Annotated in this window: 11 protein-coding genes and 1 riboswitch; of the genes, 6 read left to right on the forward strand and 5 right to left on the reverse strand. The window is 68.1% G+C overall.

Annotation, left to right across the window (positions count from 1 at the left end):
• Positions 1-34: 34 nt before the first annotated feature.
• A complete protein-coding gene (locus ACYKG1_RS15910; protein ID WP_478470892.1) occupies positions 35-3577 on the reverse strand; it encodes a sensor histidine kinase in 3543 nt (1180 codons plus the stop codon).
• Between the two features lie 164 nt (positions 3578-3741).
• On the opposite strand from ACYKG1_RS15910, the gene ACYKG1_RS15915 reads away from it, so the two are divergent.
• The 3 genes from ACYKG1_RS15915 to ACYKG1_RS15925 are packed head-to-tail and all read left to right on the forward strand — an operon-like array spanning position 3742 to position 5531.
• Positions 3742-4386 carry a YceI family protein gene (locus tag ACYKG1_RS15915; protein WP_100473619.1) on the forward strand — a complete coding sequence of 215 codons (645 nt, stop codon included), beginning with the start codon at positions 3742-3744 and terminating at the stop codon, positions 4384-4386.
• On the forward strand, positions 4383-4955 hold the full coding sequence (locus ACYKG1_RS15920; protein ID WP_100473620.1) for a cytochrome b: 573 nt from the start codon (positions 4383-4385) through the stop codon (positions 4953-4955). The genes ACYKG1_RS15915 and ACYKG1_RS15920 overlap by 4 nt, the downstream gene beginning before the upstream one ends.
• Before the next feature lie 3 nt (positions 4956-4958).
• On the forward strand, positions 4959-5531 hold the full coding sequence (locus ACYKG1_RS15925; RefSeq protein ID WP_100473621.1) for a YceI family protein: 573 nt from the start codon (positions 4959-4961) through the stop codon (positions 5529-5531).
• Positions 5532-5614: 83 nt separating this feature from the next.
• Here the strand turns inward: ACYKG1_RS15925 and ACYKG1_RS15930 are convergent, their stop codons facing one another.
• Positions 5615-5845 carry a glutaredoxin family protein gene (locus tag ACYKG1_RS15930; protein ID WP_100473622.1) on the reverse strand — a complete coding sequence of 77 codons (231 nt, stop codon included), beginning with the start codon at positions 5843-5845 and terminating at the stop codon, positions 5615-5617.
• A gap of 99 nt (positions 5846-5944) precedes the next feature.
• On the opposite strand from ACYKG1_RS15930, the gene ACYKG1_RS15935 reads away from it, so the two are divergent.
• Positions 5945-7327, forward strand: coding sequence for an L-serine ammonia-lyase (locus ACYKG1_RS15935; RefSeq protein WP_049456519.1), 1383 nt, complete (start codon positions 5945-5947; stop codon positions 7325-7327).
• 65 nt (positions 7328-7392) lie between these two features.
• Positions 7393-8388 (forward strand): alpha/beta fold hydrolase, encoded by a 996-nt coding sequence (locus tag ACYKG1_RS15940; RefSeq protein ID WP_478470893.1) that lies wholly within the window; start codon positions 7393-7395, stop codon positions 8386-8388.
• A gap of 56 nt (positions 8389-8444) precedes the next feature.
• Here the strand turns inward: ACYKG1_RS15940 and ACYKG1_RS15945 are convergent, their stop codons facing one another.
• The 3 genes from ACYKG1_RS15945 to metX are packed head-to-tail and all read right to left on the reverse strand — an operon-like array spanning position 8445 to position 11772.
• Positions 8445-9512: a homoserine dehydrogenase family protein gene (locus ACYKG1_RS15945; RefSeq protein WP_100473624.1), complete on the reverse strand. Its 1068-nt coding sequence runs from the start codon at positions 9510-9512 to the stop codon at positions 8445-8447.
• Complete coding sequence (locus tag ACYKG1_RS15950) at positions 9509-10744, reverse strand: O-succinylhomoserine (thiol)-lyase (protein WP_046432019.1); 1236 nt, start codon at positions 10742-10744, stop codon at positions 9509-9511. Before ACYKG1_RS15950 ends, ACYKG1_RS15945 begins: the two co-directional genes overlap by 4 nt.
• A complete protein-coding gene (gene metX, locus ACYKG1_RS15955) occupies positions 10741-11772 on the reverse strand; it encodes a homoserine O-succinyltransferase MetX (protein WP_100473625.1) in 1032 nt (343 codons plus the stop codon). Before metX ends, ACYKG1_RS15950 begins: the two co-directional genes overlap by 4 nt.
• Positions 11773-11849: 77 nt before the next feature.
• Positions 11850-11968, reverse strand: a riboswitch (SAM riboswitch).
• Between the two features lie 147 nt (positions 11969-12115).
• Between metX and ACYKG1_RS15960 the strand changes: the two genes are divergently transcribed.
• Positions 12116-13000 carry a M23 family metallopeptidase gene (locus tag ACYKG1_RS15960; protein ID WP_478470894.1) on the forward strand — a complete coding sequence of 295 codons (885 nt, stop codon included), beginning with the start codon at positions 12116-12118 and terminating at the stop codon, positions 12998-13000.
• Positions 13001-13048: the final 48 nt, after the last annotated feature.

Below are 13048 nucleotides of genomic sequence, written 5' to 3' on the forward strand. Positions count from 1 at the left end.
AAAGTCGCGCCGTTCACGCCCGGCGCCGACGCAGTCACGCAGTCGCCTGCCGTTTCGCACGCGCCTGGGCGATGGCCGCCACCAACAGGTCGCCGGTCACCGGCTTGCGCAGGAAGCCATCGAAGCCTGCGGCCAGTACCTGGGTTTCGGCATAGGCATCGGAACGGGCAGTCACTGCCACCAGGGGCAGTTCATAGCCCATGGTGCGCAGCTGGCGGGCGATGGCCGTACCGTCCAGTGCGGGCAGATCAAGATCGAGCAGGCCAACGTCGAAACCCTCGGTGGCGATCTCCGACAGCGCGCCCAGGCCATGCAGCACGTGCACCACCTCGTGCCCGCGCACCCGCAGCAGACCAGCGATGACTTCGGCCACCGTGGCATCGTCCTCGACCAGCAGGATGCGCAGCGGCGGCAGTTCCGGCAGGGCCGCCACCTCGCCCGCCGTGCTGGCGGACTGGCGTGTCCAGGGCAATGGCAGGCGCACACGGAACCGCGCGCCCTTGCCTGGCTGGCTGTCCACTTCGATACATCCGCCCATGGCCATCGCAAGTTCCTGGCAGATCGCCAGCCCCAGCCCGCTGCCACCGTAGCGCGATGCGGTGCGCGGGCCGTCGGCCTGTTCGAATCGATGGAACAGGCGCTGCTGCTGCTCGGCATTGATGCCCGGGCCACTGTCATGCACTTCGAAACACAGGCCGCCCTTTTCTTCCAGGCGTACGGCCAAGCCGACGTGGCCACGCTCGGTGAACTTGATGGCGTTGCCGAGCAGGTTCAGCAGGATCTGGCGCACACGCATTTCGTCGCCGCTGACGCTGACCGGCCCTGCGGGGTCCTCACCACGCTGGAATTCAAGCTGGCGCTGCTGCGCCATCGGCTGCATCAGGCCCTGCACCTGGTCGAGCAGCTCCTCCAGGTCGAACGGATGCAGGTCCAGCTCCAGCCGCCCGGCTTCGATGCGGGCCAGGTCCAGCGCATCGTTGACCAGCCGCAGCAGATGGCTGCCGGCCTGCTGGATCGACCCCGCGTAACCGCGCTGCACCGGATCGAGCGGAGTGGCCAGCAGCAGCTCGCTCATGCCCAGCACGCCGGTCATCGGCGTGCGCACTTCGTGGCCAAGCGTGGCCAGGAAACGGCTCTTGGCCTGGGAGGCCTGCTCGGCCAGCTGCTGCTTGTGCACCGTCAGCTGCCATTGCTGGCGACGACGCAGCCGCGCGCGGACCGACCAGACCAGGACCACCAACAGCAGCGACCCCAGCAGGATGTAACCGAAAATCGCCATGCCGCTGCGCCACCACGGCGGCAGCACCTTCACATGCAACTGCTGCGAAGGCGTCCATGCGCCCCGGGCGGTCGCCGCCTGCACCTCGATGACGTAGCTGCCGGTCGGCAGCCGCGACAGGGTGCGCTGGCCATCGCCACCCTGCTCCACCCAATCCTGATCGTAACCCTGCACGCGGAAACGGTAACGGTTGCCCTGCGGGCTGGCGTAGGACAGCAGCCGTGCATCGATCTGAAGATCGCGGTCATCCGGTCCCAGCAACAGGGTGCCGGTGACCGGCAACGGTTGCCAGCCGCGCGCATCATCGCGGCGCACTCGCACTTCGGCGATCACCAGCGATGAAGACGGCAGCACGGTGTCGTCGGCATTCACATCGAAGGCAACCAACCCGGTCTGGGTGACGGCCAGCACGCGGCCATCGGCGTTGACCGCCGGCGGGCGGCCGGTGAACTCCGCATCGGAGAGGCCATCGCGTTCGTTGAACTGCTGCAGGCGCCGCGTCTTCGGGTCCCAGCGCAGCAGGCCGCGCGGCGTGGTGGCCCACAGCTGGCCATTGTCGGCCAGCGCCAGCCCCCCCATGGTGACCGGCGGCACGCCCGCACTGGCGTCGATGCGCTGGATCAGGCGCAGGCTCATGCCATCCCACTGGTAGCGCTCGAACGCACCTTGGCGCGCCAGCCACAACTGCTGCGGATCGATCCACACCAGGTCGTAGATGGGTCCGCGCGAAACGCCCGGTACTGCCTCGAAGCGTCCAGCCTGCTCGCGCCAGATGCCCATGTCGCCCATCACCCAGGGCCGGCCATGGGCGTCGAAGCGGATCTGCTCGATCGGCGCATCGGCCGTTCCGCGGAAATGCTCCAGCGGATAGCTGTGCAGCAGCCGCCCGTCCGGACTGCGCTGCTGCAGGTTCAGGCCCATCACCGACACCCACACCGTGCCGTCAGGCGCCTGCCGCATCAGGTCGATGCGCTGGCGCAGGTCGGCACTGCCATCGATCCGCAGATCGCGCAGCGCGCCGGTGGCCGGATCGTAGACGGTGATGCGACCGCCGCGTCCCAGCCACAGGCGACCATCCGGGCGCGGCAACACCGACCACACCACGCCATTGCCGAGCTGCCGGTCGCTGGCCAGCAGGCGCAGGGTGCCCTGCGCATCCAGCTGGTACACCCCTCGCGCCGAGCCGACGTAGTAGTTCTTCCCGTCGCTGGCCGCGCTCAACAGGTACTGGCTGTCCAGCGGCTTGCCGTCGAGCTGGTTCCAGATCGAGAAGCGCCGCCAGTCCGGCGGCAGATAGGCCAGGCCCTGGGTCAGCAGCGCCACCCACAATCCGCCCTCGTGATCCTGCAGCAGATCGAGCACGCCGCTGTGCGCGGTCAGGAAGCCGCTGCCGCGGTCGCCTTCCAGCCGGCGCAGCGCCGCCGCATCCCCTCGCAACAGGCCATCGGAGGTGCCAGCCCAGTAGCCCCCCTGGCGATCGGCCAGGACCAGGGCCGAGCGCAGCTGGGCGCTGTCGGGCCAGCGCGGGCGACTGACCCGGTCCTGGCCATCGATGCGGTACAGGCCATCGTTCTGGCTGCCTACCCAGATCGAACCCTCCGCATCACGGCTCAACCGGAGCACGCTCAGCGTACCCAGTTCCCGCGCGCCTACCGGCTCGAACCCGCTGCCATTCCAACGTGCCACACCGGCTTCGGTGCCCACCCACAGGCGGCCCTGTGCATCGACCAGGCTGGTGAAGATGCTGTTGCTGGGCAGGCCACCCGGATGCGCTGGATCATGGGTGAAAAGGCGCACGCTGCCATCTTCGCCAAGCCGGCAGACGCCATGGTTGTTGGTACCGATCCACAAGGCGTCGTCGACATAGGCCAGTGCCCAGAACTGCCCCTGGCAGGTGGAATTGACCGTGTCGAAGGTCCGGAAGCGTTCGCGATCGGCATCCAGGCGGGCAACGCCCTTGCCGTTGATGCCCAGCCAGACCCGGTCCAGCGGGTCGATCAGCAGGGTCTCGATCTCGTTTCCAGGCAGCGAGCCCGGCTGTTCCGGATCGTGCTCCCAGACCCGCAGGCTGTTGCCGTCATAACGGGCGAGCCCACCGTCAGTGGCCGCCCAGATGTGGCCCTGGCGGTCCTCGGCCAGCGCCACCACCATGCGCGACGGCAAGCCTTCGGCGGCACCGAATCGGCGCAGGCGCGGTGTTTCTGCCATGTCCAGGGTTGCAGCCGCCGTGGCCATCGCCACCAGCAGCAGACCCATACCTGCGATGCCACGGCACCACTGGCGCCAGCCGCTCGTCATCCTGAACCCCCTGTCCTGGGCCGATTGTCACACAGGGCCGGGTTCATGGCTGCAACAGCGTGTTTCCAGCGGTGGCGCCACCACGAACTGTTGCAGCCATGCACGCAACGTTGGCAGGGGGCTGTGCGTATGATCACAGCGTCCCCTTCCGGAGCCCGCCATCGATGCGTCCCTGCCTGGCCCTGCTGCCGATGCTGCTCGCCACCGCCCCTGCCTGGGCGGCCGCTGACACCTATCGCCTCGATCCGGTGCATACGCGGGTGCTGTTCTCCATCGACCACGCGGGTTACTCGCAGGCCATGGGCACGGTGTCCGGCAGCGAAGGCCGCGTGCTGTTCGATCCCGACAACTGGCGCGACGCCACCCTGGAAGTGGACATCCCCGTGTCGCGACTGGACCTGGGCGACGCCAAGTGGAACCAGGCCACGCTGGCCCGCAGCCTGCTCGACGGCGAGCGATTCCCCAGCGCACGCTTCGTCTCCAGCCGGGTCGAACCGATCGACGCCAAGCGTGCGCATGTGATCGGCACGCTGACCCTGCGCGGGGTCAGCCAGGAAGTCACCCTGGACGTGACCCTCAACGCGCTCAAGCGCTACCCGCTCCCTCCATTCCGACGCACCGCCGGGTTTTCCGCCAGTACTACGCTGAGCCGGCGCGCGTTCGGCATCACCGCCTGGCCGGGCGTCATCGGTGATGCGGTACAGGTGCGGATCGAGGCTGAAGCCACCCTCGACCGCAGCGACGCCCCGGGAACTCCCGCTCCCGTTCCACACTCCGACAACACGACGGCCCCCAAGGACCCTTCATGACCGCCAAGAACACCCCTGCCGCCTGGGGGAGTGTCAGCCAGATCCTGCACTGGTTGATCGCACTGCTGATCCTCGCCTTGGGCGTGGTTGGCCTGACCATGGGCGAACTGCCCAAGACGCCCAGGTACTTCTGGGTCTACACCGCGCACAAGTCGATCGGCATCACCGTGCTGGCGCTGGTGCTGTTCCGTCTCGGCTGGCGCCTGTATGCCGGGGCACCGAAGCCGGTGCCGGGCGTGCCCAGTTGGCAGGAACGCATCGCCAGTGCCACCCACGTGCTGTTGTATGTGCTGATGTTCGCCATCCCGCTGTCGGGCTGGCTGTACGACTCGGCCAGTGGCCTGCGCCCGTTCCGCTGGTTCGGCCTGGTCGACGTGCCCAAGCTGAGCGGCCCCGACCCGCAGGTCGTCGCGGTGTCCCATGCCCTCCACGAATACGGCTTCTGGCTGTTGATCGCGGTGGTGCTGGCCCATGCCGGCGCTGCCTTCTACCACCACCTGTTCCAGCGCGATGCAACACTGTCCCGCATGTTGCCGCGCGGCTGGCTCGCCTCCCCTCAGAAGGACTGACCGATGAACCTGAAACTGACCACTCCGGCCGCCGTGGCCGCCGCCCTGGCCGGCATGCTGGCTACCGCCCCGGTGCTTGCTGCGGACTATGCGCAGGCCCCGGGCGCCGGCTCGATCCTGGTGTTCGCCACCAAGTACGACGGCGAAGTGTTCACCGGCAGCTTCCCGGGCTTTGCCACCAAGCTCAGCTTCGACCCGGCCAACCCGGCCGCCGGTTCGCTGGACGTGGTGATTCCGCTGGCTGGCGCCAAGAGCGGCAACAGCGATCGTGACTCGACCCTGCAGGGCGCCGACTTCTTCAATGTCAGCAAGTTCGCCACCGCGCGTTACACCGCCAAGGGCTTCCGCGCGGTGGGCAACGACCAGTTCGCCGCCGATGGCACCCTGGAACTGCGCGGCGTCAGCAAGCCGGTCACCCTCACTTTCACCTGGAAGCCGGGCACCCAGCCGGTGCTGACCGGCAAGGCCACGGTCAAGCGCCTGGACTTCGGCGTCGGCGGCGGTGACTGGGCGGACACCAAGACCATCCCGGACGACACCGCAATCAGCACGATCGTGAAGTTCGACGCGAAATAAAGCGGGTCTGGTAGTGCCGGCCGCTGGCCGGCATCACCGGGCATGGCGGGGTTGCCCGCCAGCGGCCGGCACTACCGCGAGATTCAACGCCCTGCGGCCAGCCAGGCCTGCACCGTGGCCGCATCGAACGGCCAGTCCAGCTCGCGCTCGCCCTGCTCGTCGCGCAGCACCGGCACCCGCGCGCCATAGCGCGCTTCCAGCGCCGGCTGGTCATCGAGGAACACCGACTCGAACTCCGGCGCCCGCGCTTTGGCCAGTTCGGCCAGCGCCAGGTCGCACAGGTGGCAATCGTCACGCTGGATCAGGGTCAACACCGGTCAGGCTCCCGTGGCGGAAATGCTGCGCCGCAGCCATCGGATGGCCCGGCAAGCCGCTAGAATAGCCGCTTGTCCGGTACCCGCAGTTTGGCATCCATGGCTGTCAGCACGTTCGACGTTTTCAAGATCGGCATTGGCCCGAGTTCCTCGCACACCGTCGGGCCGATGAAGGCCGCCGAGCGATTCATCCATCGCTGGCTGCTCGATCCGGGCCGCCTGCACGAGGTCGCGCGCATCCGCGCCGATGTCTATGGCTCGCTGGCGTTGACCGGCCGCGGCCATGGCACCGACAAGGCGATCCTGCTGGGCCTGGAAGGCCAGCGGCCGAACCTGATCGACCCGGACATCATCCCGGCCACCCTCGAGCGCATCCGCAGCAGCAAGCGCATCCAGCTGATGGGCCAGCACGAGATCGCCTTCGACGAGAAGCGCGACCTCGGCATGAACAAGCGCCAGAAGCTGCCGTACCACACCAACGGCATGCGCTTCACCGCGTACAACGCCGACGACGAAGTGATCGCCACCCGCGATTACTACTCGGTCGGTGGCGGCTTCGTGGTCAACCAGGACGACGCGGCCGATGACCGCATCGTGCCCGACGAGACCCCGCTGCCCTACCCGTTCAAGAGCGGCGACGAGCTGCTGGCGCAGACCGCACGCAGCGGCCTGAGCATCGCCCAGCTGATGTTCGAGAACGAGAAGTGCTGGCGCAGCGAAGACGAGATCCGCGCCAACCTGCGCGAGATCTGGAGCGCGATGCAGTCCTGCGTCGCGCGTGGCATCCGCGAGGAAGGCGTGCTGCCGGGTGGCCTGAAGGTCGGTCGTCGCGCACCGGCGCTGTACCGCGAGCTGTCGTCGAAGCCGGAAGCGGCGATGCGCGATCCGCTGACCACGCTGGACTGGGTCAACCTGTACGCGCTGGCAGTGAACGAAGAAAACGCCGCCGGTGGCCGCGTGGTGACCGCACCGACCAACGGCGCCGCCGGTGTGCTGCCGGCGGTGCTGCATTACTTCGACCGCTTCTGCCCCGGCGCCAACGAACAGCGCGTGTTCGACTTCCTGCTGACCTCGGCGGCGATCGGCATCCTGTACAAGGAAAACGCTTCGATTTCCGGCGCCGAAGTCGGCTGCCAGGGCGAAGTGGGCGTGGCCTGCTCGATGGCGGCCGGTGGCCTGGTTGCGGCACTGGGCGGCAACCCGAGCCAGATCGAGAATGCTGCGGAAATCGGCATGGAACACAACCTCGGCCTGACCTGCGACCCGATCGGCGGCCTGGTGCAGATCCCCTGCATCGAACGCAACGCGATGGGCGCGGTGAAGGCGATCAATGCTTCGCGCATGGCCATGCGTGGCGACGGCAAGCACAAGGTGTCGCTGGACAAGGTCATCAAGACCATGCGCGATACCGGCCGCGACATGCAGGACAAGTACAAGGAAACCAGCCGCGGTGGCCTGGCGGTGAACGTCATCGAGTGCTGAGCTGTAGGACGACACCATCACCACGTTCCGGTTAGGCTCGGGGTTCCCCTGCCCCGGATTGCCCCATGCGCGTGATCGCCGCTGCCCTGCTTGCCTGCCTGCCACTGTCCGCCCTTGCCACGCCGACCTATGGCCCGCGGCTGGAAGGCTTCGATTACGGCTATCCGGTGAAGACCTTCGCGCTGGAGTCGCAGCGGCAGCCGTTGGAGATGGCCTACCTGGACGTCCTGCCCAAACGCCGCGCCATCGGCGTGGTGGTACTGCTGCACGGCAAGAATTTCTGCGCCGCCACCTGGCAGCAGACCATCGCGCCGCTGTTGAACGCAGGCTACCGGGTAATCGCTCCGGACCAGGTGGGTTTCTGCAAGTCCAGCAAGCCCGAACGCTATCAGTACACGTTTGCGCAGCTGGCAGCCAACACCCATGCCCTGTTGCAGCAGCTGCAGTTGGGGGATACGCCGGTGCACCTGGTCGGTCACTCGATGGGCGGCATGCTTGCGGTGCGCTACGCGCTGATGTTCCCGCAGGACCTGCGCAGCCTGTCGCTGGTCAATCCCATCGGCCTGGAGGACTGGAAAGCGCTGGGCGTTCCCTGGCGCAGCGTCGACGCGTGGTATGCCGGAGAACTCAAAACCAGCTATGACAGCATCCGCCGCTACCAGCTGGACGTGTACTACGACGGCACGTGGAAACCCGCCTACGAACCGTGGGCGCGGATGCAGTCGGGCATGTACGAAGGCCCGGGCAAGCAGGCCGTTGCATGGAGCCAGGCGCTGGCCTCGGACATGGTGTTCAACCAACCGGTGGTGTACGAACTGAAGAACCTGCAGGTGCCGACCACGCTGTTCATCGGCCAGAAGGACCGCACTGCGATCGGCCGTGACCTGGCACCGCCTGCGGTGAAGGCGGCGCTGGGCAACTATCCGGTACTCGGCAAGGCAGCGGCCGCAGCGATTCCCGGCGCGACGCTGGTCGAGTTCGCCGGACTGGGCCATTCGCCGCAGGTACAGGACCCGAAGCAGTTCAACGCCGCGTTGTTGAAGGCCTTGAAGTCCCGCTGACCGACGGCTGCTTCTGTAGCGTCGAGCATGCGCTCGGCCTTACAGGAATCATGTGATCAACCCACGATCCGCAGCACGTCATCCAGCAACGCGGCTGCGGTAACTTCCGCGCCCGCGCCCGGCCCCTGGATCAACAACGGCTGGCGGCGGTAGCGATCGCTGTGGATGGCCACGCGGTTGTCGGTGCCCGCGCCCTGCGCCAAGGGATGATCGGCCGGCAGCTCGCGCAGGCCCACCTGCGCACCTTCGCCGTCAACACGGCCAACGAAACGCAGTACGCGACCGTTGTCACGTGCCTGCTGCCAACGCGCCTGCAACGGCGCATCCAGCTGCTCCAACGCAGCCACGGCATCTTCCAGCGGCAACGCCGCCAGCGCATCAGGCACCAGCGAATCCACCTGCACCTGCGAAGCATCCAGCGCCAGCCCGCTGCTGCGCGCCAGGATCAGCAGCTTGCGGCGCACGTCCTCGCCGGACAGGTCCAGGCGTGGATCGGGTTCGGTGTAACCGGCCGCCAGTGCCTCGCGCACCGCCGCCGAGAACGGCGACTGGCCGTCATAGCGATGGAACAGCCACGCCAGCGAACCGGACAGCACGCCTTCGATGGCGTGGATGTGATCGCCACCGGCCACCAGCGCGCGCAGGCTGCTCAGCAATGGCAGGCCAGCACCCACGGTCGCGCTGTCGCCATAACGCGCGCCACTGTCGGCACAGCTTTCGGCAATGGCCTGCGCACGGGCCAGCTGCGCGCCACGGCCCAGCTTGTTGGCGGTCACCACGTGCACGCCGCGTGCCAACCATTGCACGTGGCGGGCGGCCACGTCTTCACTGGCCGTCGCATCCACTACCACATCACCCCGTTCCAGCCCTTCGGCGCTCGCCCATGGCGGCGAACTCTGGCCATCGCGTGGTGCGCGACGTGCCAGTTCCAATGGCAGCACCAGGTCGCGATCAATCTCCAGCGCGGTACGTGAATTGGCCAGCCACTGCACGCTGGGCAGTTCCAGCCCGCGTGCCTGCAGCAACTGGTAGCGCTGCACGAAGGCCGAGCCGACCGTGCCGGTACCCAGCAGCGCCAGGCGTCCTGCGCCCAGCACGGGAATTTCAGCGGCGAGCGCGCTCATGCATCCACCACCTGTTTGCGGCGCGCAGCCGCATCGATCACGGCTTCGGCGCGCTGCAGCGCAGCGCCGAGGTCCGCCAGCAGGTCACGCTCGGCCTCGATGCCGACCGACAGGCGCAGCAGCCCTTCGCTGATGCCAGCCGCTGCGCGTGCTTCGGCGGTCATCGCTGCATGGGTCATGGTGGCCGGATGCGCGATCAGGCTTTCGACACCGCCCAGCGATTCGGCCAGGGTGAAACAGCGCAGCCCGTCGACAAACGCACGCACCGCCGCGTGCGGATCATCACCGGCACAGTGCGCCAGTTCGAACGACAGCATCGCGCCGAAGCCATTCTGCTGGCGCGCGGCGATGGCGTGGCCCGGGTGATCGGCCAGGCCCGGGTAGTACACCGCGCCGACCGCCGGATGCTGGTCCAGCAGGGCAACGATGGACGCAGTGTTTTCCTGGTGCACGCGCAGGCGCGCGTCCAGCGTGCGCAGGCCGCGCAGGGTCAGGAAGGCATCGAACGGCGAGCCGGTCAGGCCCAGCGCATTGCCCCACCACACCAGCTGCTCGTGCAGCGCCGGATCGCGCGCAACCACTGCGCCGCCGACCACGTCACTGTGTCCGTTGATGTACTTGGTGGTGGAGTGCAGCACCAGGTCCGCGCCAAACGACAGCGGCTGCTGCAGGGCCGGCGACAGGAAGGTGTTGTCAACAACCACGAGTGCGCCAGCCTTGTGCGCGGCATCGATGACGAAACGCAGGTCGGTGATGCGCAGCAGCGGATTGGACGGGGTTTCCACCAGCACCAGTTTCGGCTGCGTGGCCAGCGCCTGCGCCAGCGCACGCGGATCGGTCAGGTCGGCGGTGACCAGCTCGAAGTGGCCCTTCTTTGCCAGCGCATTGAACAGGCGCCAGCTGCCACCGTAGGCATCGTGCGGCACCACCAGGGTGTCGCCCGGCTGAAGCAGCGCGTTCAGCACCAGGTTGATCGCGCCCATGCCGGTCGCAGTGATGACGCCGCCGGCGCCGCCTTCCAGTTCGGCCAGCGCCTCGCCGAGCAGGTCGCGGGTCGGGTTGCCACTGCGCGTGTAGTCATACTGGCGCTTGTTGCCGAAGCCTTCAAAGCTGAAGTTCGACGACAGCACGATCGGCGGCGTGACCGCGCCATGCGCGGTGTCCCGATCGATGCCGGCACGGACGGCGGCAGTGGTACGACTACAGGACGGCTCGTTGGCGTGCAGGCTCATGCGGACTCTCCAGAAGTGCGGAAGGCGGTGGCGAGGATCGCGTCGATGCGATCGGTTTCTTTGAGAAAGGCGTCGTGGCCGTAGGGCGAGCGCAGCACGCGCAGGCTGCCGCGCGGACCCAGCCCTTCGACCAGGCCGACCAGGTCGGCCAGCGGCACCAGGCGGTCGCCCTCCACCGCCACCACCACGGTCGGCGGCAGGATCGCGGTGGGATCAACGCGATGCAGGTCGATCGATTCGGACAGGCGCAGGTAGGCGGTCACCGGCGTGCGCGCGACGTACTGCGCACCGGCGGCGTCGAGATAGTCTTCGGCGGCCACGCGCACGCGGCCGTTGATGACCTCCGGCGCGGCATCGAAGCGCTCGCCGAATTCTTCCGGCGTGCGGTAGCTGAGCATCGCGAACTGCCGCGCCAGGGCGAGGCCATGGTCTTCGCCGCACTGCAGCTGGCCGAGCGCGACCGCGCGGCGCTGCAGTGCGCGCCAGGCGGCGGCATACGGATGCGGTCGGTGCGCGCCGCTGGCGAGCACCAGCTGGCGCACGCGGGCACGATGACGGATCGCGAACTGCTGGCCGACCAGCGCGCCGTAGGAGTAGCCCACGAACGCCTTCAGCGCGCGGATGCCGAGGTGGTCCAGCAGCAGCGCCAATGCATCGGCCTGGTCGGCGGTATCGATCGGCACATCCAGTGCACCGTCGGCACCGATGAAATCGAAGGCCAGCACGCGCAGTTGCTGCGGATCCAGCGCGCGCCCGCTGCCCACCAGGTCTTCGGCCCAGCCCTTCTCGCTGAACTGTGCGTTGGACGCCACGTGGCGGTGGGCGGAAATGCCACCGGCCAGCACCACCACCGGTGCATTGGCCGGGCCGACCCACTCATAGCGCAGGCGCACCGGGCTGGGGCCTGCGTGGCGCATCGACAGCACCGCGGCGAACTCACCGCGCTCGGCATGCACGCGGTCTTCGACCGGCACGCTGACGGGGACAAAGGGTTCGGGGCGAATGGCGGTACTGGCGGCGAAGCTCATGGCGGGATCCGGTTGGGGAATCGGCCATCGAGCCTTCGCGGGGCCCGCGTTCGAGATGCACGTGTGGTGCATGGTTCGAACCATCTTTCGGTGGACGCCACGGTCCCCGCAGGATTTGGCACCTACGCAGACGCTTGCGCGCCTGCGGGCTGCCCCGGCTTCAAAGGGCCTGTCCCTCTGCCGGTCTCGATGGTGGAGCCACGATGCCAGCCCTTTTCCGCACTGTCAATCCCTTCATACGGATAAAGCGATGAATATTTTCAGGAACACTATGCGAAGGCCGTCGCGGTCGTCCCGTTCAGGATCAGCTACAGTCCCGGCGGTCCTCTCGCTGGAAACGCCGATGCCGCGCCTGCCCCTGTCCTGCCTGCTGTTGACTCTGCTGGCGAGCGCGACCGCACACGCCGGCGACTGGCGCCAGGGGTGGGGACTGGTTCCCTCGCCTGTCCCGGCCACCCGCGCAGCCAGCGCTGAGGTCACCGCCCCCATGGCCCGGTTGCGCCTGCAGCCGGTCGGCGGGCAGTGGCAGGCCCGCATCGACAACGGGCTGGCGGGGCCGCTGCAGATCCAGCTGCGCGCCGCCCCCGGGCACCCGGTTGAAGGCCTCCCGGTCGAGTCGCTGATCCAGGGCGACAGCAGCCTGGTGGTCGGCCACCTGCCCGCCCCGATCGATGGCCGCATGCTCGATCTGCGCCTGCAGTCGGTGCCGGGCCACCCGGCCGCACAGGCCGAAGATGTCGCCTACCGCCTGCCGTTCGACGCGGCCCGCCTGCGCGTGGACCAGGCGCCGCAGGGACGCTTCAGCCATGACGACGAGGAGAACCGCGACGCGGTCGACTTCGCGCTGCCGGAGGGCACCCTGGTGCTGGCCGCGCGCGAGGGCACGGTGATGCAGATCCAGGATGGCTTCCGTGGCAACGGCCAGGACCGCGAACGTGATGGTGCCCGCGCCAACTTCATCCGCGTGCTGCACAGCGACGGCAGCATGGCCCTGTACGGCCACCTGCAGGCCGGCGGCATGCGTGTGCGTCGCGGCCAGGCGATAGGGGCCGGGCAGCCGATCGGTCTGTCCGGCAACAGCGGCTACAGCAGCGCGCCGCACCTGCACTTCGTGGTGCAGGTCAACCGGGGCATGAACCTGCGCTCGGTGCCGGTGCGCATCTTCGCCGAACAGGGCCAACTGCAGTTCGCCCGCCAAGGCGGGGCTGAAGGCGGTACCGGGCGCTGACCGGCCCCGGCCGGTATAATCGGGCGCTTATCTCTTTGAAAAGCGCCC

It is taken from the genome of Stenotrophomonas sp. 85239_Sma (genome assembly GCF_056481725.1).

Bases quoted from the DNA above. Each gene is read 5' to 3' on its own strand.
- ACYKG1_RS15910 (WP_478470892.1), bottom strand. From the start codon at position 3,577: ATGACGAGCGGCTGGCGCCAGTGGTGCCGTGGCATCGCAGGTATGGGT.
- ACYKG1_RS15915 (WP_100473619.1), top strand. From the start codon at position 3,742: ATGCGTCCCTGCCTGGCCCTGCTGCCGATGCTGCTCGCCACCGCCCCT.
- ACYKG1_RS15920 (WP_100473620.1), top strand. From the start codon at position 4,383: ATGACCGCCAAGAACACCCCTGCCGCCTGGGGGAGTGTCAGCCAGATC.
- ACYKG1_RS15925 (WP_100473621.1), top strand. From the start codon at position 4,959: ATGAACCTGAAACTGACCACTCCGGCCGCCGTGGCCGCCGCCCTGGCC.
- ACYKG1_RS15935 (WP_049456519.1), top strand. From the start codon at position 5,945: ATGGCTGTCAGCACGTTCGACGTTTTCAAGATCGGCATTGGCCCGAGT.
- ACYKG1_RS15940 (WP_478470893.1), top strand. From the start codon at position 7,393: ATGCGCGTGATCGCCGCTGCCCTGCTTGCCTGCCTGCCACTGTCCGCC.
- ACYKG1_RS15945 (WP_100473624.1), bottom strand. From the start codon at position 9,512: ATGAGCGCGCTCGCCGCTGAAATTCCCGTGCTGGGCGCAGGACGCCTG.
- ACYKG1_RS15950 (WP_046432019.1), bottom strand. From the start codon at position 10,744: ATGAGCCTGCACGCCAACGAGCCGTCCTGTAGTCGTACCACTGCCGCC.
- metX (WP_100473625.1), bottom strand. From the start codon at position 11,772: ATGAGCTTCGCCGCCAGTACCGCCATTCGCCCCGAACCCTTTGTCCCC.
- ACYKG1_RS15960 (WP_478470894.1), top strand. From the start codon at position 12,116: ATGCCGCGCCTGCCCCTGTCCTGCCTGCTGTTGACTCTGCTGGCGAGC.